20 protein-coding genes are annotated in these 20,858 nt (G+C 76.5%); 10 read left to right on the top strand and 10 right to left on the bottom strand.

Annotation, left to right across the window (positions count from 1 at the left end; all coding sequences use genetic code 11):
* The first annotated feature begins 17 nt into the window (after nt 1–17).
* A complete protein-coding gene (locus tag ACFCLZ_RS34200; protein ID WP_380281774.1) occupies nt 18–1,472 on the top strand; it encodes a DUF2252 domain-containing protein in 1,455 nt (484 codons plus the stop codon).
* A 49-nt stretch (nt 1,473–1,521) separates the two neighbouring features.
* Here ACFCLZ_RS34200 and ACFCLZ_RS34195 read toward each other — a convergent pair whose 3' ends face one another.
* From ACFCLZ_RS34195 to ACFCLZ_RS34185, 3 genes are read right to left on the bottom strand one after another with little or no spacing between them, the layout of a single operon-like run.
* A complete protein-coding gene (locus tag ACFCLZ_RS34195) occupies nt 1,522–3,042 on the bottom strand; it encodes an MFS transporter (RefSeq protein WP_380281773.1) in 1,521 nt (506 codons plus the stop codon).
* Nucleotides 3,039–3,602: a helix-turn-helix domain-containing protein gene (locus ACFCLZ_RS34190; RefSeq protein WP_380281772.1), complete on the bottom strand. Its 564-nt coding sequence runs from the start codon at nt 3,600–3,602 to the stop codon at nt 3,039–3,041. Before ACFCLZ_RS34190 ends, ACFCLZ_RS34195 begins: the two co-directional genes overlap by 4 nt.
* Before the next feature lie 52 nt (nt 3,603–3,654).
* Nucleotides 3,655–5,151, bottom strand: a complete 1,497-nt coding sequence (locus tag ACFCLZ_RS34185; protein ID WP_380281771.1) for a hypothetical protein — start codon at nt 5,149–5,151, stop codon at nt 3,655–3,657.
* Nucleotides 5,152–5,421: 270 nt separating this feature from the next.
* Here ACFCLZ_RS34185 and ACFCLZ_RS34180 point away from each other — a divergent pair, with 270 nt between their 5' ends.
* Nucleotides 5,422–6,687: a DUF5685 family protein gene (locus tag ACFCLZ_RS34180; protein ID WP_380281770.1), complete on the top strand. Its 1,266-nt coding sequence runs from the start codon at nt 5,422–5,424 to the stop codon at nt 6,685–6,687.
* 144 nt (nt 6,688–6,831) lie between these two features.
* Nucleotides 6,832–8,019 (top strand): alpha/beta hydrolase family protein, encoded by a 1,188-nt coding sequence (locus ACFCLZ_RS34175; protein ID WP_380281769.1) that lies wholly within the window; start codon nt 6,832–6,834, stop codon nt 8,017–8,019.
* Nucleotides 8,020–8,110: 91 nt separating this feature from the next.
* Here ACFCLZ_RS34175 and ACFCLZ_RS34170 read toward each other — a convergent pair whose 3' ends face one another.
* The 4 genes from ACFCLZ_RS34170 to ACFCLZ_RS34155 form a co-directional block, all read right to left on the bottom strand.
* Nucleotides 8,111–8,272: a hypothetical protein gene (locus tag ACFCLZ_RS34170; RefSeq protein ID WP_380281768.1), complete on the bottom strand. Its 162-nt coding sequence runs from the start codon at nt 8,270–8,272 to the stop codon at nt 8,111–8,113.
* A 55-nt stretch (nt 8,273–8,327) separates the two neighbouring features.
* Nucleotides 8,328–8,729 (bottom strand): pyridoxamine 5'-phosphate oxidase family protein, encoded by a 402-nt coding sequence (locus tag ACFCLZ_RS34165; RefSeq protein WP_380281767.1) that lies wholly within the window; start codon nt 8,727–8,729, stop codon nt 8,328–8,330.
* Nucleotides 8,730–8,850: 121 nt separating this feature from the next.
* Complete coding sequence (locus ACFCLZ_RS34160; protein WP_380281766.1) at nt 8,851–9,489, bottom strand: MBL fold metallo-hydrolase; 639 nt, start codon at nt 9,487–9,489, stop codon at nt 8,851–8,853.
* Nucleotides 9,486–10,571, bottom strand: coding sequence for an S-(hydroxymethyl)mycothiol dehydrogenase (locus ACFCLZ_RS34155; RefSeq protein WP_380281765.1), 1,086 nt, complete (start codon nt 10,569–10,571; stop codon nt 9,486–9,488). Before ACFCLZ_RS34155 ends, ACFCLZ_RS34160 begins: the two co-directional genes overlap by 4 nt.
* Nucleotides 10,572–11,012: 441 nt before the next feature.
* Between ACFCLZ_RS34155 and ACFCLZ_RS34150 the strand changes: the two genes are divergently transcribed.
* Both ACFCLZ_RS34150 and ACFCLZ_RS34145 read left to right on the top strand, forming a co-directional pair.
* Nucleotides 11,013–12,254, top strand: a complete 1,242-nt coding sequence (locus ACFCLZ_RS34150) for a cytochrome P450 (protein WP_380281764.1) — start codon at nt 11,013–11,015, stop codon at nt 12,252–12,254.
* Nucleotides 12,251–12,523: a ferredoxin gene (locus tag ACFCLZ_RS34145; protein ID WP_380281763.1), complete on the top strand. Its 273-nt coding sequence runs from the start codon at nt 12,251–12,253 to the stop codon at nt 12,521–12,523. The genes ACFCLZ_RS34150 and ACFCLZ_RS34145 overlap by 4 nt, the downstream gene beginning before the upstream one ends.
* Before the next feature lie 51 nt (nt 12,524–12,574).
* Here ACFCLZ_RS34145 and ACFCLZ_RS34140 read toward each other — a convergent pair whose 3' ends face one another.
* Complete coding sequence (locus ACFCLZ_RS34140) at nt 12,575–13,807, bottom strand: phosphotransferase (RefSeq protein WP_380281762.1); 1,233 nt, start codon at nt 13,805–13,807, stop codon at nt 12,575–12,577.
* 113 nt (nt 13,808–13,920) lie between these two features.
* Here ACFCLZ_RS34140 and ACFCLZ_RS34135 point away from each other — a divergent pair, with 113 nt between their 5' ends.
* A complete protein-coding gene (locus ACFCLZ_RS34135; protein WP_380281761.1) occupies nt 13,921–14,082 on the top strand; it encodes a hypothetical protein in 162 nt (53 codons plus the stop codon).
* 610 nt (nt 14,083–14,692) lie between these two features.
* Here the strand turns inward: ACFCLZ_RS34135 and ACFCLZ_RS34130 are convergent.
* Both ACFCLZ_RS34130 and ACFCLZ_RS34125 read right to left on the bottom strand, forming a co-directional pair.
* Nucleotides 14,693–15,559, bottom strand: coding sequence for a PhzF family phenazine biosynthesis protein (locus tag ACFCLZ_RS34130; protein ID WP_380281760.1), 867 nt, complete (start codon nt 15,557–15,559; stop codon nt 14,693–14,695).
* A gap of 38 nt (nt 15,560–15,597) precedes the next feature.
* Nucleotides 15,598–16,695: a DUF5937 family protein gene (locus ACFCLZ_RS34125; protein ID WP_380281759.1), complete on the bottom strand. Its 1,098-nt coding sequence runs from the start codon at nt 16,693–16,695 to the stop codon at nt 15,598–15,600.
* A gap of 101 nt (nt 16,696–16,796) precedes the next feature.
* Here ACFCLZ_RS34125 and ACFCLZ_RS34120 point away from each other — a divergent pair, with 101 nt between their 5' ends.
* The 4 genes from ACFCLZ_RS34120 to ACFCLZ_RS34105 all read left to right on the top strand — a co-directional run bounded on the left by ACFCLZ_RS34120 (nt 16,797) and on the right by ACFCLZ_RS34105 (nt 20,807).
* Nucleotides 16,797–18,059 carry an MFS transporter gene (locus tag ACFCLZ_RS34120; protein ID WP_380281758.1) on the top strand — a complete coding sequence of 421 codons (1,263 nt, stop codon included), beginning with the start codon at nt 16,797–16,799 and terminating at the stop codon, nt 18,057–18,059.
* Nucleotides 18,060–18,179: 120 nt separating this feature from the next.
* Entirely contained in the window at nt 18,180–18,983 is an 804-nt protein-coding gene (locus ACFCLZ_RS34115; protein ID WP_380281757.1) for an MBL fold metallo-hydrolase, read from the top strand.
* A gap of 5 nt (nt 18,984–18,988) precedes the next feature.
* The gene (locus tag ACFCLZ_RS34110) at nt 18,989–19,420 is read left to right on the top strand and encodes a nuclear transport factor 2 family protein (protein WP_380281756.1); all 432 of its coding nucleotides are present in this window, start codon (nt 18,989–18,991) and stop codon (nt 19,418–19,420) included.
* Nucleotides 19,421–19,550: 130 nt separating this feature from the next.
* On the top strand, nt 19,551–20,807 hold the full coding sequence (locus ACFCLZ_RS34105; protein WP_380281755.1) for an NAD(P)/FAD-dependent oxidoreductase: 1,257 nt from the start codon (nt 19,551–19,553) through the stop codon (nt 20,805–20,807).
* The last annotated feature ends 51 nt before the right edge of the window (nt 20,808–20,858 follow it).

Raw genomic sequence — 20,858 nt, 5'->3', positions numbered from 1 at the left:
GAACAGGGCGGGGCGCAGTGACGCAGCTGACCGAGACGGTGATCGGGTCCGGGATACCGGCGGACGTGGCGTGGACCGGGCCCGGGCCCGGGCGGCGGTTCACCGTCGAGGGGTTCGCGCCGGGCCGGGACGGCGGCGCCCGCGCGCGCGGCAAGGCCCTGCGCGACCGCAGCCCGCGCGAGCGGCACGCCGAGTTCGCCCCGGCCGCCGACCGGCCGACCGCCGTCGAGGCGATCGAGGCCTCCAACGCGGGCCGCCTCACCGAGCTGGTGCCGATCCGGCTGGGCCGGATGGCCGCGACGCCGTTCGCCTTCCTGCGCGGCTCGGCCGGCCTGATGGCCGCCGACCTCGCCGCCACGCCGACCAGCGGCACCGTCGCCCAGCTGTGCGGTGACGCGCACGCCGCCAACTTCGGCCTGTACGGCGACGCCCGCGGCCGGCTGGTGATGGACATCAACGACTTCGACGAGACCGTGCCCGGCCCGTGGGAGTGGGACGTCAAGCGCCTCGCCGCGAGCCTGGTGCTGGCCGGCCGGGAGGTCGGCGCGGACGAGGCCACCGCCCGCCAGGCCGCCTTCGACGCGGTCGGGGCGTACCGCCGCACCATGCGCACGCTGGCCAAGCTGCCGGCGCTGGACGCCTGGAACGCCGTCGCGGACGACCAGCTGGTGTCCTTCGCCCAGGCGCACGACCTGGCCGAGGTGCTGGAGAAGGTGGGCGCCAAGGCGCTCGGCAACACCGGCGCGCGCTTCGCCGCCAAGTCCACCGTCCGCTCCGAGGAGGGCGGTTGGCGGTTCACCGCCGCGCCTCCGGTGCTCAGCGAGGTGGCGGACGCCACGGCCACGGCGGTCGCCACCGCGCTCGGCCCGTACGTGCGCACGGTGCCCGCCGAGCTGCACCCGCTGCTGGCCCGCCACCGGGTGCAGGACGTGGCGTTCCGCGTGGTGGGCACCGGCAGTGTCGGCACCCGCTCGTACGTCGTGCTGCTGACCGACCACCGCGAGCAGCCGCTGGTGCTCCAGGTGAAGGAGGCCCGGCCGTCGGTGCTGCTGCCGCACCTGGCCCGGGCGGGGTACCCGGTGACGGCGCCGGACAGCCACGAGGGCCGCCGGGTGGTGCTCGGCCAGAAGCGGATGCAGGTGGTCAGCGACACCCTGCTGGGCTGGACGACGGTGGACGGACTCCCCTACCAGGTGCGGCAGTTCCGCAACCGCAAGGGCAGTGTGGACCCGGCGGCGCTGCTGCCCGCCCAGCTGGACGACTACGCCCGGATCACCGGGGCGCTGCTCGCCCGCGCCCACGCGCACACCGCCGACCCGGGGGTGATCACCGGCTACTGCGGCAAGAACGAGGCGCTGGACGAGGCGGTGGCGGCGTTCGCGGTGGCGTACGCGGACCGCACCGAGGCCGACCACGCCGACCTGGTGACGGCGATCCGCGCGGGCCGACTCCCGGCCGAGCACGGCATCTGAACCGGACCGGCCGGGCCCGGACGCACCGGGCCCGGCCGTCGCCCGCCGCTCAGCCCGACGCCCGGCCCGCCGCCCGCGTCCCCTCCCGGGCGGGCTCCGCCGCCCGCCCGGCCGCCCCCGCCGCGGCCTCGGGTGCCGCCTCCTCGCGCGCCGTCGCCCGGCCCGCCAGGACCGAGGCCACCACCGCGAGCGCGGCCACCGCCGCACAGACGACGCTCGCCCACGCGTACGCCGACCGGTGCCCGCCGCCCCCGCCGGTCGCCCGCAGGTAGACCCCGGAGAGCGCCGAGACGCCGACCGCCGCCGCGATCCGCTGCGCCATCTGCAGGATCGCCCCGCTCACCCCGGCCGCCTCGGCCGGCGCGTGCCGCAGCACGAAGGCCTGGTTGGACGCCCCCATCAGCCCGATCGAGGCGCCGCCCAGCAGTTGCAGCAGCGCGAGCAGCCAGGGCAGTGAGCCGGCCGGTGCCCACAGGGCGACCAGGCCGCCGGTCAGCATCGTCAGCGCCGAGCCGGTCATGCCCGCGGTGACGGTCCGCCGCCCGAAGCGCCGCACCACCCGCCAGGCGACCGCCGAGGCGAAGCCCATCGCGACCGCCGAGGGCAGCGCGACCAGGGCCGCGCCGATCGGCGACAGGCCGAGCCCGTCCTGCAGGAACATGGTCAGCACCAGCCCGGCGGCCAGCGAGGAGCCGAACTGGGCCATCGCCACCGCCGTCCCCAGCGCGTACGGCGCCGAGCGGGTCAGCGCCGGGTGGATCAGCGGGTGGCCGCCGGCCCGGGCGTAGCGGCGCTGCCACCACGCCAGCGCGCCCAGCAGCAGGACCGCGGCGGCCGCGAAGCCGAGCCCGCCCGCCCAGCCGGGCGGCTGGACGAACGGCAGCATCAGCGCCAGGGTCAGCGCGCCGACCAGCAGCAGCCCGACCAGGTCGAGGTCGGCGTCGCGGGTGCTGGGGCGCGGGCGCGGCAGGTGGCGGGCCGCCAGCACCAGGGTCGCGAGCCCGAAGGGGACGTTCAGCAGGAAGGTCAGCCGCCACCCGTGCTCCGGCCCGACGGCGGCGAGCACCGCCCCGCCGACCGGTGGGCCGAGCGTGAAGGCGAGGCCGCCGGTGACCGCGTACATCCCGAGCGCCCGGGCCCGCAGCTGGCCGCGGAAGACGTCCTGGAGGGTGCCGATCATCTGGGAGTTCACCAGTCCGGCGCCCGCGCCCTGGAGCAGCCGGGAGGCGATCAGCACCCAGGGCTCGGTGGCGGTCGCGGAGAGCAGGCTGACGACGGTGAACAGGGCGAGGCCGCCGACGAAGAACCACTTGCGGCCCCGGACGTCGCCGAGCCGTCCGCCGGGGATCAGGGCGAGGCCGAAGGCGAGCGAGTAGCCCGCCACGATCCACTGCAGGTGCGCGGGCTGGGCGTGCAGCGACTCGCGCAGCGCGGGGATCGAGGTGTTGAGCACCGACTGGTCGATGAGGGTGGTGAACCCGCCCGCGACGCAGACCAGCAGCACCCGCCGCCCGGCCGCGTCGAAGCGCTCCTTGACCGGTGCCCCGGGTATCGCGCCGGTCCCGCTCACGGCTCGACCACCACCAGGGCGTACCGGGCCGGGGCCGGGCCGGGGCAGTGGAAGCGGGAGGTCCCGGGGACGAACCGCAGGCAGTCACCGGCCTCCAGCAGCTGCTCGTCGCCGTTGACGGTGAGCGCCAGCCGGCCCTCCAGCAGCCAGAGGTGGTGCTCCCGGCCGCTGTCGCAGGGCTTGTCGTAGGCGATGTCGCCGCCGGCCGGCAGCCGGCCCTCGACCACCTCGGCCCGCAGCGAGCCGTGCGGCGGGGAGACCGAGCGCCGGACGAACCCGGTCGCCTCGTCCCGCCAGACCCGCTGGTCGGCCGCTCGCACCAGCGGCGTGGCGGCCGCCTCCACCTCGGCGAGCAGCCGGGACATGCTCCGCCCGTACACGGTGCAGAGCCGCCCGAGCAGCGCCGCCGTCGGGCTCACCTCCGCCCGCTCGACCCGTGACAGCGTCGACCGGCTGACCTCGGCCCGCCGCGCCAACTCCTCCAGCGTCCACCCGCGTTCGACCCGCAACTCGGCGAGCCGCTCCGCCAGCCGCTCGTCGGCGGCCGTGTCGATTCCCATATCCGTGATGCTATCCCGAATATGGGATCATCCTTCCGCCGGATTGGCCGGCCTACCGGAGCAGCTTCCCCAGCCGCGCGTCCAGGCCCACCAGCTCCGCCTGCTGACGTGCGTCGGCCTTCACGAGGTACGGCGTCACCGCGCCCAGGATGCCGGCCAGGGCGGCGACCAGCGGCCGCGGGACCGGGATGCGCCTGTTGCAGGTGTGCAGCAGGTCGACGTCCTCCCCGAACGACACCGCGAGGTCCCCCAGGACCTTCCGGTCCACCTCCTCCGGCATCCCGGCCACCAGGGGGATGTACGTGGCCAGGCCCTCCCACCGGGTCCGCACGTCCTCCAGGACGGCCGCCTGCAGCTCGATGGCCAGGGTGGCCCACTGGTCGGCGCTCGGCCGGACGGCCGGGACGGCGGCGAAGGCGGTCCGGAGCGTGGCGACGGCCTCCCGCTCCTCCCACCGGTCCTCGCTCACCAGCGCGTGGACGACCTCCCGCCCCCTCCCGCCGAACCGCCGCGCCGCCGGCCGGGCGGCCGTCGCCTCGACCAGGGCGCCGAGCAGGAGGTTGGCCAGCGCCAGCGGCCCGTGGTCCGCCACGGTGCGCGGGATCCGCAGGGCCCCGGTGGCCAGGTCGTAGTCGACCCGGTCACCGTGCTCGGTCAGGACCGGGTCGATCCGGTCCACCGCATGCTTCAACTCGCTCAGATAGCCGAAGAGTTCTGCCACCGCCCCGCGGTCCTCGGCACTCAGGCCGACGACCCCGGCCTGCGGGCGCCGCTCGCCGATGAACCCCCAGAGCTCCAGCCACTGCTCCAGCGCGAGCAGCGGGGCGTGGTGCTGCCGGACGGACCACTCGGGTGTGTCCCACACGGCCTCGCCGAAGCCGACCCGGGCGAACCCCGCGCAGTCGTCGGCGCGGACCCAGGCCCGGTTGACCGCGACGTCCAGCCAGGCCAGCGCCGAACCGAGGGTGGTGCTCCCCGCCCGCCGCAGCAGCCGCCCGCGCTGCGCCGCCACCCGGCCCAGCACCTGGTACTGGCCCCACGCGCCCTCGTCGCGCTCGGCGAGCAGCGCGGCGGCCTCGGCATAGGTGTCGGCGTTGTCCTGGGCGAGCACGGCGGGCAGGTGGCCCCACGCCCAGCCGGTGCGGTACGCGTAGTCCTTGACCGGGTGCGTCAGCCCCTCCTTCAGGCCGTGGGAGAGCTCGTGCACCAGGGTGAGCGCCCGGGCGGTGAGCGTGCGGGTGCCCGGGCCGACCATGCTCGGGCAAAGCTGGATCTCCCGCACCGAGGGGAACGGCCCGTCGCTGATGACCGTGCTCGCCCCCGTCGTGTCGGGCAGGTCCTCCCGCACCACGAACCGCACCTCGCGCATCCGGCGGCCCAGCAGGGCGAAGCGCTGGTGGAACAGCGTGTAGTCGGGGGCCGGGCCGGGGCCGCCGAGCACGGTGGTCCCGGCCAGCTCCACGGCGGTGCCGAGGGAGACGATCCGCTCGACCCGGCCGATCAGCGCTTCCAGTACCTCCTGCTCGGCGGCGTTCAGGGCTCTGCTCACGTGTTCCTCCGCGTCCGGTGCGCGAACCGGCCTTCCCGAGGGGGGCGGTTCGCGCGGGGTTGTCCGGGCGAAATGCTGTCGGGCGGCGATGGACAACGAATAAACGCGCGACCTCCCGCTCCCGCCGGCCACCGGCCACCGGCCACCGACCACCGGCCACCGCCGGGAGGGGCGAACCGTCCGTCGGGGGTTCAGGGCGGGCAGGCCGGCGATCATATGATGTGCGCGATCACGGGCCCGGGTGGCCCATGCGAGACACGGGGGAACCATATGTTCGGCATCATCAGACCGTGCCGTCACCGCCTCTCCGAGAAGTTGCAGGCGAGCTGGATGGCCCACCTCTGCGGACTCTGCCTCGCCCTGCGGGACGACCACGGGCAGTTGGCGCGGACCGCCACCAACTACGACGGGCTGATCATCTCGGTCCTGGTCGAGGCGCAGGCCGCCGCCGGGGACGGCGCCGGGCGGCGGACCGCCGGGCCGTGCCCGCTGCGCGGCATGCGGACCGCGTCCGTCGCGCAGGGCGAGGGCGCCCGGCTGGCCGCCGCCGTCTCGCTGGCGCTCGCCTCGGTGAAGATCCGCGACCACGTCGAGGACCGGGACGGCGTCTTCGCCCGGCGGTCCGTGGCCGCGGGCGCCCGGGCGGTCACCCGGCGCTGGGACCGCAGGAGCGCGGGCAGCGCCTCGGTGGTCGGCTTCGACACCGCCGTGCTGCTCGACGCGGCCGCCCGGCAGGGCGAGGTGGAACGCGCGCTGCCGGCCGGCGGGTCGGTGCTGCTCGCCACCGAGCCCACCGAGACCGCCACCGCCGCCGCGTTCGCGCACACCGCCGCGCTGACCGGCCGGCCCGCGAACGCCGCGCCGCTGGCCGAGGCCGGGCGGCTGTTCGGGCGGCTCGCGCACCTGCTGGACGCCGCCGAGGACCAGGAGGCCGACGCCGCGAGCGGTGCCTGGAACCCGCTGACCGCGACCGGCACCGACCGCGCCGAGGCCGAGCGGCTCTGCCGGGACGCCGTGCACGGCATCCGGCTCGCCCTGCGGGACGTCGAACTGGCGGACCGCGCCCTGGTGCACGTGCTGCTCGCGCACGAGACCGAGCGCGCCGTCGAGCGGGTCTTCGGCCGGGCCGGTCACACCGCCTGCCGGACCAGGGCCGAGGACGGCGCCGGCAGCCCGCTCGCCGCCAACCCGTACCAGGCGCCGCCGCAGCACGATCCCCACCAGGCCCCGCCGCAGGACCCCGGCGCACCGGTCCCGCCCTGGGTGCCGCAGGGCCCCGGCTTCACCCCGCCCGGCGCGCCGCCGCCCAACCGCCGCAACCTGCTGGCGGGTTGCGCCATGTGGGCACTGATGGCCTGCACCTGCCAGTTGCTCTGCTGCAACCACGACGACCCGTTCTCCGGCGAGCCCCGCGAGGGCTTCTGCGCCCGGCACGACTGCGGCGACTGCTGCGAGTGCGGCTGCGACGGGTGCCAGTGCTGCGGGGAGGACGCGGGCTGCTGCGACGGCTGCGACTGCTGCGACTGCGGCTGCTGAGCGCCCCTCGGGGGCACTCCCACAGGTGGAGCGGGGCCCGGCCCGACGGCGTGCCAGAGGCCGGGCCTTCTCCCCCTCGCGGCGTACCGCCGCTCCACCGGCGGAGCGACGTGCCGGGGCCCGCCCCGAACCTAACGTGGCGTCATGTCGAAGAACCGACGGTGGCGTTCCGCCGCCCTGACGATCATGTCCACCGCCCTGGTCCTGACCCTGGCCGGCCCGGCCTCCGCCCTGGCCGGTACGTCCCCGGCCACGGCCCCGGCCGCCGTCGCGGCCCACTCCACCGGAGCGCACGTCCCCGCGCCGACCGCGCACCGGCCGGTCGGGACGGCGTCCGCCCGCCTGGTCGACCCCAGCCGCCCCGACCCCTGGCGCGCCGACACCCCGACCCGCGAGCTGATGGTCACCTTCTGGTACCCCGCGGACTCCACCCGGGGCACCCACCCGCCTTATGTGTCACCGGAGTTGTCCCGGGCCCTGTACGGCCTGGAGCAGCCCGCCACGGTGCGGACCAACGCGCTGGCCGACGCCCGGCCGGCCGCCGGACGGCATCCGCTGATCCTGCTCTCCCCCGGTTTCGGCATGAGCCGCACCACGCTCACCGCCCTCGGCGAGGAGTTCGCCTCCCGGGGCTACGCGGTGGCCGCCGTCGACCACACCTACGAGACCTCGGTGGAGTTCCCCGGCGGCCGCATCGAGTCCTGCCTGGCCTGCGGACAGGAGGCGACGGACCCGCAGTTCGGTGCGAAGTCCTCCCGCGCCCGGGCCGCCGACCTGCGCTTCGTGCTCGACCGGCTCACCGCCCCCGGGCGCGAGCGCGGCGGCCCGGTCCGCGGCCTGAGCGTGGACGCCTCGCGGGTCGGCGCCGCCGGGCACTCGCTCGGCGGGGCGGCCGCCCTGGAGGCGATGCGCGAGGACCCGCGGATCAAGGCCGCGGCCAACCTGGACGGCACCATCTGGATCCCGGCCGGGGACGACACCGGGCGCCCGGCGCTGCTGTTCAGCGCCGGAGTCGGCGCCTCACCGGAGGCCACCCAGAACTGGGAGGACAACTGGAAGCGGTTCACCGGCCCCCGCTACTGGGTGGACCTGCCCACCGCCGGGCACCTGTCGTTCTCCGACAATCACTGGCTGGTCGACAACCTCGGTCTGCGTGACCAACTGCCGCCGGAGGCCTACCGGGAGAACTTCGGCACCGTCGACGGCAACCGCGCGCTGGCCGCCACCCGCGCGTACCTGGGCGCGTTCTTCGACCGGCACCTGCTCGGCCGTCCGGCCCCGCTGCTCGACCGGCCCTCGCCGCGGTTCCCCGAGGTCCGCTTCGCCAAGTAGCCCGCCGGGCACGGCCGTCCGGCCGGAGTCGTCCGGCCGCGCGCCGCGCTGCCACAGCGGCAGCACCGCGACCCGCGCGGCCGGGCGGTGCTCATCCCTCACGGCCCGGCACCGCCCCGGTGCGGCGGTCGGCCGCCAGTGAGTCCTCCAGCCGGGCCAGCAGCACCCGGAACCGATCCGCGTCCTCGGCCGTCATCCGGCCAACCTCGGCCGGGGCCCGCACGCCCCGGTCCCCCGTCGTTCCCTCGTTCATGCCCCGACGGTACGGGCTGACGATCAACGCCGGATAAACGGAACGCCGCCCACCCTCAAGGCCTGCCGAGGACCCGGTCCACCGCGATCTCGATGACCACGCGGTCCGGGTTCACCCGGGGCTCGCGGTAGCGCTCGGCGTACCGCCGCTCCGCGTCGGCCACCGCCTCCGGCGCGTCACGGACCACGGCCACGCCCTCCAGCGTCGACCAGCGCGCCCGGTCCACCTGGCAGAGGGCCACCCGCTGGCCCTCGGCCCCGGCCGCCAGCACGTTCCGCACCTTCCGGCTGGTGCGGCTGCTGATCACCCGCGCGAGGCCGGTCTCCGGCTCGAAGGTCACCCCCACCGGCACCACGTGCGGCGAGCCGTCCGGGCGCCGGGTGGTCAGGGTGGAGATGTGCCGCTCCCGCCAGAAGGCGAGGAAGGCGTCGTCGAGCGCGCGCGGATCATGGGCCATGCCCGCGATCGTACGTGCCCGGGCCCGGCGGACGGCCGCCGGGCCCGGGTCGTGCGGCGTCGGCGCTCCCGCGCGCCCAGTGGCCGCCGGCTCGGCCGCCACGGGCTCGGTGGCCGCGCGCTCAGTGGCCGCGGGCGATCCACTCCGGGAGGGCCGGGGCCTCGGCGCCGATGGTGGTCGGGTCGCCGTGGCCGGTGCGGACCACCGTGTCGGCGGGCAGCGTGAGCAGCCGCTCGCGGATCGAGTCGATGATGGTCGGGAAGTGCGAGAACGAGCGGCCGGTGGCGCCCGGGCCGCCGTGGAAGAGGGTGTCGCCGGTGAACACCGTGCCGAGGTCCGGGCCGTACAGGCAGACCGCGCCCGGGGCGTGGCCGGGCGTGTGCAGCACGGTCAGCGCGGTGCCGGCGACCTCGATCCGCTGGCCGTCGGCGAGTTCGCCGTCGGGGAGGCGGTCCGGGTGGGTGAGCTTCCACAGCGGCAGGTCGTCCGGGTGGAGCAGGATCGGCGCACCGGTGCGCGCGGCGAGCTCCGGGGCGGCGTCGATGTGGTCGTTGTGCGCGTGGGTGGAGACGATGGCGAGCAGCCGGCGCCCGGCGAGCGCCTGCTCGATCGCGGCGGCGTCGTGGGCCGCGTCGATCACCACGGCCTCGGTGTCGTCGCCGACGATCCAGACGTTGTTCTCGACCTCCCAGCTGCCGCCGTCGAGGTCGAAGGTGCCGGCGGTGACGAGCCGGTCGACGCGGGCGGTTCCGCCGCTCACAGGACCACCACCGAACGGAGCACGTCGCCGTGGTGCATGCGCTCGAACGCCTGCTCCACCTCGTCCAGCCCGATGGTCTCGCTGACGAAGGCGCCGAGGTCCAGGCGGCCCTGGAGGTAGAGGTCGATCAGCATCGGGAAGTCCCGCGAGGGCAGGCAGTCGCCGTACCAGGAGGACTTCAGCGCACCGCCGCGCCCGAACACGTCGAGCAGCGGGAGCTCCAGCTTCATCTCGGGCGTCGGCACGCCGACCAGGACGACGGTGCCGGCCAGGTCGCGGGCGTAGAAGGCCTGCTGGTACGTCTCCGGGCGGCCGACCGCCTCGACGACCACGTCCGCGCCGTGGCCGCCGGTCAGCTCGCGGATCGCCTCGACGGCGTCGGTGGCCTTCGAGTTGACGGTGTGGGTGGCGCCGAGCTTCTCGGCAGTGGCCAGCTTGCGGTCGTCGATGTCCACCGCGATGACCTTCGACGCGCCGGCCAGCCGGGAGCCCAGCACGGCCGCGCCGCCGACGCCGCCGCAGCCGATCACCGCGACCGTGTCGCCGCGGCCGACGTTGCCGGTGTTGATCGCGGCGCCGATGCCCGCCATCACGCCGCAGCCGAGCAGCCCGGCGACGGCCGGGTCGGCGGCCGGGTCCACCTTGGTGCACTGGCCGGCGGCGACCAGGGTCTTCTCGGCGAACGCGCCGATGCCCAGGGCCGGGGACAGCTCGGTGCCGTCCAGCAGCGTCATCTTCTGCTTGGCGTTGTGGGTGTTGAAGCAGTACTGGGCGCGCCCCCGCTTGCAGGCGCGGCACTGGCCGCAGACGGCGCGCCAGTTGAGGACGACGAAGTCGCCGGGCGCGACCTCGGTGACGCCCTCGCCGACCGTCTCCACGATGCCCGCGGCCTCGTGGCCGAGCAGGAACGGGAACTCGTCGTTGATCCCGCCCTCACGGTAGTGCAGATCGGTGTGGCACACGCCGCAGGCCTGGATCCGCACCACCGCCTCGCCCGGCCCGGGGTCGGGCACGACGATGGTCGTCACCTCCACGGGCGCGCCCTTGGCGCGTGCGATCACTGCCTTGACCTGCTGGGCCATTCCGGTTCCACCTCCGTCGGCCGGTGCCGCTCTGCACCGGCGTGACCTGCGTCGACGCGGTCGGTCGACACGAGTCCGATGACTCGCCCACGAAGCGTAGCGCCCGCCCCGGCGGGGTGCCGGGGAGCGTCCCGGGTGATCCGGCTCACCGGGGCCGCCCGCCCTGCGGCGAGCCGCGGGGCACGCTACGGGGCGCGTCGAGGGGCGTGCGGTCACCGCCGAGCGCCCCAGGCCGCCGGCGCGCCCTCACCGCGCCCGCCACGCCCGGGCGTTGGCTGGAATCCTCGCTGACGGCGACCCGTCGCCCACGTACGGTCGGAACGAAACCCGGCCCACCCGGCACACCCGTCGACCACCGCCGCCCGTCCCCCGCGCACCGCCCGGATCCACCCCCCGCCGGCCGCCGTCCGCGCGGCCACCGCCCTGGAGTCTGGAGTACGGATGTCCGCCGAGAACAGTGCCACCGGTGCCGGCACCGGTACCGCCCCGAGCCCCGGCGACGCCCGGGCCGCGCTGCCGCCGCTGCACTGCCTGCGCCTGCTCGAACCCGGCCCGCCCCGGCCGGCCGCCCTGCCCACCGGCACCCCGGTCTGGCTCGTCAGCCGGCACGCCGACGTCCGGCAGGTGCTCACCGATCCGCGCCTGGGCCGCGCCACCCTCCACGCGCCGGACGCCCCGCCCGTCACCCACGTCCCCAACCTGCTCGACGACCCGACCGCGCTGCTCAACATCGACGGGGTCGAGCACCAGCGGCTGCGCCGCACCGTGCAGCGCGCCTTCACGCCGCGCGCGATCGCCCGCTGGCGCCCCTGGGTGGCCTCCGTCGTCGAGGGCCTGCTCGACGAGCTGATCGACCGGGGCTCGCCCGCCGACATTGTCGCCGGCTACACCCGCCCGCTGCCGGTCGCCGTGATCAGCCGGCTGATGGGCCTGGACCACCTCGACACCAAGCGCCTGGAGCACTGGAGCGACCACGCCCTGGCCACCACGGCGTACTCGGCGCAGGCCATCCGCACCGCGATCGACGAGTTCGCCGCCTTCGGCGCCGAGGTCGTCGCCGAGCGCCGCGCCGCCCCCGGCGACGACCTGGTCAGCAGCCTGCTCGCGGCTGCCGCCGGCACCCCCGGGATCACCGAGAAGCAGCTCGTCACGCTCGTCATCGGGCTGGTGGTGGCCGGGCACGAGACCACCATGACCTCGCTCGGCAACGCCCTGGTCTACCTCCTCGGCGACGGCCGGGACGCCTGGTACCGGCTCGCCTCCGACGAGCAGAGCGCGGCCGCCGCCACCGAACAGCTGCTGCGCGCCGTCCCGCTGGGTGACGCCGATGTGATGCCCGGCCTGCTGCGGCGGGCGATCGAGGACGTCGAGATCGGCGGGGTGCGGATCCCCGCCGGAAGCGTCGTCGCCGCCGACGTCGCCGCCGCCAACGCCGACCCCGGGGTGTTCACCGGGGACCTGCTGACCGAGCTGTTCTCCCCGCTCGCCGCGCCGTCGTACACCTTCGGCGCCGGACCGCACCACTGCCTGGGCGCCTGGCTGGCCCGGATGGAGCTGGAACTCGCCCTGCACCGGCTGGCCCGGCGCCTGCCCGCGCTGCGGCTCGCCGCGCCGCAGGACGCCGTGGAGTGGCGGCGCGGCCTGCTGACCCGCAGCCCGCAGCGCCTTCAGGTCGCCTGGTGACGGGCCGCCGCACGGCCGGGCCGGGGCCGGAGGTGATCGTCCAGGTCGACCGCGACCGGTGCATCGGCTCGGGCATGTGCGCCCTGACCGCACCCGGCTCGCTGGCCCTCGGCGCCGACGGGCTCGCCCGTCCGCTGCGCGAACAGCCGACCGGCGCCGCCGGGGAACCGCTCACCCCGGAGCTGGCCGACGCCGTCGACTACTGCCCGGTCGAGGCGCTCACCCTGTACGGCACCCGCGACGGGCGCCGGATCAGCCCGGCCGGCTGACCCGCCGTGCGGCGCCGCGCCCCGTCCGGCGCGGCGCCGCACGGCGGTGGGTCAGCCGGCCGCTTCCAGGGCGCGCCGCACCTCGGCCGCCGGGTCGCCCTCGTGGTACGGGCGCTCGCTGTCCTCGATGTGGTCCAGGAACTCCTGGTAGCGCAGCGCGTAGCCGAGGTGGAACAGCGGACCGGCCAGCTCCAGCGCCCGCTCCGGCGCGCAGCCCGGCACCCGCTCGCGCCAGGCCCGCGCCCACGCCCCGGCGACCTGGGCCCACCGCTCCTCGTCCACGAACGCGCGGGGCCGCAGCCCGTCCGCCGCCGGGTGGCCCAGGCAGGCGTCCGCGAAGTCGATGACGACCGGTCGGCCGCCGTCGGAGCGCCAGTTGCCGGGGTGGAAGTCGCCGTGCACCGCGGTCTCCGGCAGCCCGCACGCGGCCAGCTCCTCGACCAGGGCGGGCAGCCGCGCGGCCAGCGCCCGGGCGGCGGCGAGCTCGGCGGCCGTCAGCTCCGACCCGGCGGCGAGCCGGTCGAGCAGCGCGGGGACGGCGGCGGCCAGCGCGCGCGGGGTGCGGTCGCGCAGCCCGGCCGCGGCGGCCCGGCCGTCGGCCGCGAGCGCTGCCTGGGCGGCGACCAGCCGCGGCACGACGTCCGCCACCTGCGCCTGTGACGGGCCCCAGCAGTCCTTCCCGGGCACCTCGTCGAGCAGCACCCGACCGTGCGCCGGATCGGCGGCGAGCACCACCGGCACCAACGCCGGGTCGGCGGCGCCGAACAGCGCGATCGCCTCCGCCTCGCGGGCGTTGAACGCCGGGTTGATCACCTTCAGCCAGGCCGGACCGGCGGCCGTCGGCAGCCGGAACAGCCCGGACAGGTTCCAGGTGCGGACCTGCTCGGCGCGCCCGGTGACCGGCCGTCCGGCCGCCGCCAGCGCCCGCTCCGCCCAGTCGAGCGCCGCCCGCAGCCCCTCCGGCGTGGCCCAGCCGGCCCGCCGCTCGGCCGGGCCCAGCAGCGCCCCGGTCCCGGCGTCCAGCGGCCGCTGCGCCCAGCCGTCCGGACGCTCCAGCGCCTCGACGTGATACACCGTGTGCCCGCCGCGACCGCCCTCCCCGCCCGTCACCCCGACCAGCCGGACCACCGCCACCGGCACCCCGGCCTCCGCCGAGACCCGCTCCACCACCGCCCCGGCCGACGACCACCACGGCTCCCCCACGTCGAAGGGGCCCACCGGCCCCAGGTAGTCGCCGCCGTGGGTGAGATGGACGCTGACCGTCCGATCGTTCGCTTGAGTCACCGTGGCAGGTTCCCGCACCGGCCCCACCCGCGCGACCCGTTTTCCGGGGCGGCCCGGGGCGGTGCGGCCACGGCGGCGCCCCCGCCCCCGCGGCCACCGCGGTCTGCCCCCGCGTGATCTGCGCCGCCGACGACCCGCCCCGCTCCCGCAGGATCCGGTCGGCGCTCCGCCTGCCGGGCCACCGGGGCGGTACGGCCCGCGTCTCCCCGCACCGGCGGCGCGAGGCGGACAACGTCCGGGCCCACCGGATCACCACCCTGACCTGCGAGTTCTGACAGCCCGCAGGTCCACTCCCCCCGCCCCCGCGGCCACCGCGTCTACCCCCGCGTGATCTGCGCCGCCGACGACCCGCCCCGCCCCGCCCCCGCAGGATCCGGTCGGCGCTCCGCCTGCCCGGCCACCGGGGCGGTACGGCCCGCCTCTCCCCGCACCGGCGGCGCGAGGCGGACAACGTCCGGGCCCACGGCCACCACGTGGTGTGGCGGCGGGTCCGTCCCGGACCGGGCCTTCACCGTGCGGCACACCGACCGCCACCCGGAGCCGGCCCTGTTCGGCCCTGGACGCCCACAGCCGGACGAACTGGCTCGACGAGGCCGTGGCCCGGCTCCGCGAGGGCGCGACGGCCGAGCCGGACGGGCGGCTCACCGGGGTGATCGACGGCTGTGCCCTGCTGGTCGAGCCCGTCGACTGCTCGTCGAGCCCGTCGATCCGAGCCGGCACCGGCCGCTGCTCGGCGCCCCCGTCGGCTGCTACCGCCGCGTCCCGGCCCGGTGCTCCAGCCGGTCCGGCCCGACCGGGACCACCGCCGGCCCCGGGAGCCGGACGCCGCCCGGATGCCGGGCGCAGCCGCGGCTCCGGCTGCCGGTCGACGCCCGCCCGCAGGGCCTACGGGATGGCCACCGCCGCCCCGGAGACCCGGATGCGCGGGGCCGCCGTGCGGAGGTCGACGTGGAGCAGGCCGGGGCGGCCGAGGTCCTCGCCCTGGTGGAGGGTGAGGGTGTCCGGGGCGCCGGCGGGGTCGAGGGCGCGCAGGTAGGCGCCGAAGGCGGCGGCGGCCGCGCCGGTGGCCGGGTCCTCGACGACGCCGCCGACCGGGAACGGGTCGCGGACGTGGAAGACCTCGGGGGCGGCGCGCCAGACCAGTTGGACGGTGACCAGGTCACGGGCGGTCATGAAGGCGGCGAGGCCGTCGAAGTCGTAGGCGAGCCGGGCCAGCCGCTCGCGGGTCGCGGCGGCCAGCACGAGGTGCCGGGCGCCCGCGTAGGCGTAGCGGGGCGGCAGCGCGGGGTCGAGGTCCCCGGGTGCCCAGCCGAGCAGGGCGAGCGCCTCGGCGACGTCCGCCGCATCGGCCTCCGTGACCCGCGGCTCGACGCTGGTGAGGGTGGCGCGCAGAGCGCCGTCCGCGCCCTCGGTGACCTCGACCGGCACCTCGCCCGCCGCCGTGCGGTAGAGGTAGCGCCCCGGGCCGGTCCGCTCGGCGAGCGCCACGGCGGAGGCGACGGTGGCGTGGCCGCAGAACGGCACCTCGGTCAGCGGGCTGAAGTAGCGCACCGCGTAGCCGCCCGCCGGATCGGGGGTCAGGAAGGCGGTCTCCGAGTAGCCGACCTCGGCGGCGATCGCGAGCATCCGCTCGGCGGACAGGCCGGCGGCGTCGAGCACCACGCCCGCCGGGTTCCCGCCCTCGGGGTCGGTGGCGAAGGCGGCGTAGCGGAGGATCCCGGGTGCGCCGGGAGCGGCGTCGTCACTGGTCATGACCGCTCGAACGTGCCCGGCCACGCCCGTGTTCCCCCTCACCGCAGCACCGCCTCCAGCAGGTCGGTGCCGAGCCGGGCGCTGCCGGCCAGGTCCAGCTGGTAGAGCATGTACCGCCCGCGCCGGTGGGTGGTCAGCAGTCCGGCCCTGCGGAGCACCGCCAGGTGCCGGGAGACCTCGGGCGCGCTGAGCTGCCAGGCGGCGGCGAGCTCGCCGGTGGTGTGCGGGCCCCGGGCGATGGTGCGGGCGAGCCGGAGGCGGACGGGGTGGGCGAGCGCCTCCAGCCGCTGCTGGACCACCGCGAGCGACACCGGCTCGGGCACGCCCTCCTCGGCGACGGGGTACTGCACCACCGGGCGCCAGCCGGGCGCGGAGACCACCAGCAGGTGCGGGCGGCCGAACGCGGTCGGGACGAAGGTGACACCGCCGGCGGCGCCCGCGCCGGTGGTGTTGTCCTGGAGCTTGTCGACGACGATCCGGCGCCGCCCCTCGCCGGTGTCCTCCAGCAGCACCGAGGAGGAGACGGCGGCCAGTGCCTCGGCCGCGCCGTGCCGCACCAGCAGGTCGGTCTTGCGGCGGGCGTCGGCGGCCAGTTCGGGCAGCACCCGCCGCCAGGCGTCGGCGAAGAACGCGTCCGCGCAGTCCTCCAGCATCCGGCGGACCAGCGCCCGGACGGCGGACGGGTCGGTGAGCAGCCGGTCGGCGAAGTCGGCCTGCCGCGGGCCGCGGGCCAGCGCCAGTTCACGGGCCCGCTCCTGCGCGACCGGGTCGGTGAGCGGCGAGGCGAAGCGGTGCGCGAGCCGGGTGACGCCGCAGGTCGTCACGAGCGCGGCGCGGACGTACTGCTCGTCGCCGATCCGGTCGACGGCGTCCAGTTCCTCGGCGAGGGTGGCGCCGGGCAGGCCGGGGACGAGGAAGTCGGCGCGCGAGGAGCGCCAGAGGAAGTCGGCCTCAAAGAGCCGTTCGGCGAGCGCGGGCGGGACGACGGCCGTGGTGCTCGCCGCCCAGCCGTGCAGCTCGGGGTGGTGCGCCGGTTCGGCGAGCACGTGCAGCATCGCGCTGAGTTCGGCCAGCGGGGAGGGGGTGAACAGCAGGCGCTCGTCGGGCAGGCCGGTGATGTCGATGGTCAGGCTCACGGTCCCGATCCTGTCACCCGCGGCGACCCGGCCCGTCGCGGATTGACGCTGGTCGTCAATCGGCGTGCCCACGGGGCGGGCCCGGGCGGACGGTACCGCTCATGAGTCTGATCCAGCGTTCACGCCCGCACCCCGACGATCCGGCACCTCACGGCGACCCGGCACCCCGCAGCGGCCCGGCCGCCCTGCTCGGACTGCTCACCGCCGCGGGCGGCCCGCGCTACGCGGCCGCGCTGGTGGTGGACGCCCTCGGCACCGGCCTGCTGCGGCCGTTCCTGCTGCTCTACGGCATCGGCGTGCTCGGGCTGGACGCGGGCACGGCGGGCCTCGCGATGTCCGCCGGGATGCTCGCGGGCCTGCTCGTCCTCCCGCTGACCGGCCGGTGGATCGACCGGGGCGCGCGCAGCCTGCCGGCGGCGGCGACCCTGCTGGTGCGGGCGGCCGGGTCGGTGGTGCTGCTGCTGGCCGACGGCGTGCCGGGGTTCGCGGCGGCGGCCGTGCTGCTCGGAGTGGGCGGCCAGTCCTGGCCCGCCACCCACGCGGCGGTCGTCTCGACGCTGACCGAGGGCCGCACCCGGGACGCCGCGCTGGCCGCCGGGCGGACGCTGCGCAACGCCGGGCTGGGCGCGGGCGCGCTGCTGGCGACACTCGCGGTGGCGGGCGGCACGGGGGCGCTGCGGCTGCTCGCCGGGGTGACCGGCGTGGCCTGCCTGCTGTCCGCGGCGCTGGTGCACTCGCTGCGGGTGACCGCCCCCGAGGCGCCGCCGGCCCCCGCCGGGTCCGAGCGTGCCGAGGGCCCGGCGCTGCGCCGGATCACCCTGCTCAGCATGGCCAATCTGCCCTTCGCCTTCTCCTTCGACGTCCTGGAGGTGGCCCTGCCCGCGCTGCTGGTGCTGCACCTGCACGCCTCCGCGGCCTGGTCCTCGGGGGTGTTCGTGGGCAACACGGTGCTGGTGATCACGCTCCAGCTGGCCGTGGTGCTCCGTCTCGCCGACCGCTCCCGGCACACCGTACTGGCCGTCGGCGGCGCCGCGCTCGCCCTCTCCTACCTGGGCTTCTGGGCGGCCGGCACGCTCGGCGGCACCGCCGGGGCGGCCGGCGTGGCGGCGGTGTCGGTCCTCTTCACGCTCGGCGAGATCCTCTACTCCGGCTCGGGCACCGCGCTGGTCGCCGCGAGCGCCCCGCCCCGGCTGCTCGGCCGCGCCCTGGCCCGCTGGGAGCTGTCGACGGGCGTCGGCCGCGCGCTCGCCCCGGCCGCCCTGACCGCGCTCCTCGCCGTCGGCCCGGAGGTCCTGTGGCCGGTGCTGGCCGGCGCCACCCTCCTCGCCGCAGCCGCCGTCACCCGCCTCCGCCCGGCCCCCTGACCGGGCCGGGCCGGTCGGGTCAGGTCCGGTCCCGGGGTGCGGGGGGACGCCGGGTCGCCGATGCTGGCGACGGGGCACGCGTACGCCGCCCGGCTCCCTCGCCCGAGGAAGGACACCTTCATGAGCGCCCTCGACTTCGAGGTCATCGACAGCCCGGACAGCTCGCTCAACAAGACCTCCGTCCTGGTCACCGGGCCGCAGGACGCGCTGCTGGTGGACGCCGGGTTCACCCGCTCCGACGGGCGGCGGCTGGCGGAGCGGGTCAAGGCCAGCGGCAAGCGGCTGACCACGGTGTTCGTCAGCCACGGGGACCCGGACTTCTACTTCGGCGCCCAGGAGGTGCAGGACGTCTTCCCGCAGGCCCGGTTCCTGGCCACCGCGTCGACCGTCGAGCACATCCAGGAGACCTACGAGGCCAAGAAGCGGGCCTGGGCGCATCTGGGGCCGGAGCTGCCCACCCGGCTGGTGCGCCCGGAGGTGCTGCCCGGCGACGAGCTGGTCTTCGAGGGGCACCGCTTCGAGCTGCGCGGCGCGGACTTCCACCTGCCGGACCGGCACTACCTGTGGCAGCACCACCACCGCACGGTGCTCGGTGGGGTCCTGCTGTTCCAGGGGCTGCACGTGTGGACGGCGGACACACCGGCGCCGGAGCAGCGGGCGGCCTGGATCGACCTGCTGGACGGCATGGCGGCGCTGGAGCCGGCCTTCGTGGTGGCCGGTCACCGGACGGCGGACGCGCCGACCGACACCTCGTCGATCGGCCACACCCGGGACTACCTGCGGGCCTTCGAGACGGAGGTCGGCCGGGCACCGGACGCGGCGGCGGCGCGCGAGGCCCTGGAGCACCGATTCCCCGGGCTGGGCATGAAGCTGGCGGTCGACCTCGGGACGAAGGTCGCCAAGGGCGAGCAGAGCTGGGGCTGAGCGCGATGATCGAGATCCCGAGGTCCGAGGCCGCGTTCGCGGAGTCCGACGCCCCGGCCGACGTGGTCCGCCGCCAGTACCTGGCCTCGGCGCGCGGCGACCTGGGGGCGCTGCGGGCGACGCTCGCCGAGGACGTGGAGTGGACGGAGATGGCGGGCTTCCCGCTGGCCGGCACCTACCGCACGCCGAAGGGCGTCACCGGCGGGGTGATGGAGCGGCTGGCCGCCGAGTGGGAGGACTGGACGGCACACGACGACCGGTACGTGGCGGCCGGTGAGGAGGTCGTGGTGCTGGGCCGGTACACGGCGGTGCACAAGGCCACCCGGCGTCCGCTGGAGGTGCGGGTGGTGCACCACTTCACGGTGCGCGGCGGGCGGATCGTGCGGTTCGAGCAGTTCACCGACACCGCGCTGGTCCGGGACGCGATGACGCCCTGACGCTCTGACGTCCTGACGCGCGCGTCACCCGTTCGGGGGAGCCCACGCGGCGCGCCGGACGCGCTCTCGACAGCTCCCCCGCCCGGCGGCAGGCTGTCCGTGATTTCCGCCGGAGAGCGAGGAGTTCACCATGAGCACGGACAGCAGCGGCAGCGACAGCGGCGGGCGGGAGCGCCCCTTCGTGATCGTCGGCGCCTCCCTCGGCGGCGCGAAGGCCGCGCAGGCGCTGCGCGAGGCCGGGTACACCGGCGGCATCGTGCTGATCGGCGACGAGCACGAGCGCCCGTACGAGCGTCCGCCGCTCTCCAAGGGCTACCTGCTCGGCAAGACGGCCCGGGAGAAGATCTACGTCCACCCGCCGCAGTGGTACGCCGACCACGACGTGACGCTGCGGCTGGGCACGCCGGTGGTCGCGGTCGACCCGGCCGCGCACACGGTGACGCTGGCCGACGACGGGCAGGTGGAGTACGCGAAGCTGCTGCTGACCACCGGCTCGGTGCCGCGCCGGCTGCCGGTGCCCGGGGCGGACCAGCAGGGCGTGCACTACCTGCGGCGGGTGGAGGACAGCGAGCGGATCCGCGAGGCGTTCCGCCCGGACGCCCGGGTGGTGGTGATCGGCGCGGGCTGGATCGGGCTGGAGACGGCGGCCGCGGCGCGGACCGCGGGCGCGGCGGTGACGGTGCTGGAGGCGGCCGAGCTGCCACTGCTCCGGGTGCTGGGCCGCGAGGTGGCGCAGGTCTTCGCCGACCTGCACCGCGACCACGGCGTGGACCTGCGGTTCGGCGTCCAGGTCACGGAGTTGACCGCCGAGGACGGCCGGGTGACCGGCGTACGGCTGGCGGACGGGACGACGGTGCCCGCGGACGCGGTGGTGGTGGGCATCGGCATCGCCCCGGACACCGCGCTCGCCGAGTCCGCCGGCCTGGAGATCGACAACGGCATCAAGACCGACGAGCACCTGCGCACCTCGGACCCGGACATCCACGCGGCGGGCGACGTCGCCAACGCCTACCACCCGCTGTTCGGCCGCCACCTGCGGGTCGAGCACTGGGCCAACGCGCTCAACCAGCCCCAGACCGCGGCCCGGGCGATGCTCGGCGAGGACGCGGTGTACGACCGCGTCCCCTACTTCTTCACGGATCAGTACGACCTCGGAGCGGAGTACGTCGGCTGGGTGGAGCCGGGCGGCTACGACCGCGTGGTCTTCCGCGGCGACCCCGCCACCCGCGAGTTCATCGCCTTCTGGCTCGCCGACGCCCGCGTCCTGGCCGGCATGAACGTCAACGTCTGGGACGTCACCGACCCCATCCGCGAACTGGTCCGCTCCGGCCGCACGGTCGACCTCAAAGCCCTCGCCGACCCCGACATCCCGCTCACCGACCTCTGATCCGGGCCAAGGGTGAGGCGGTACTGGGCACCGTCGTCCCGCTCGGCGGAG

This window comes from Kitasatospora purpeofusca, assembly GCF_042691725.1.
Classification (GTDB): Bacteria; Actinomycetota; Actinomycetes; order Streptomycetales; family Streptomycetaceae; genus Kitasatospora; species Kitasatospora purpeofusca_B.
The sequence above is the reverse complement of the archived record's forward strand: the minus strand, read 5'-3'. Positions and strand labels throughout refer to the sequence as shown.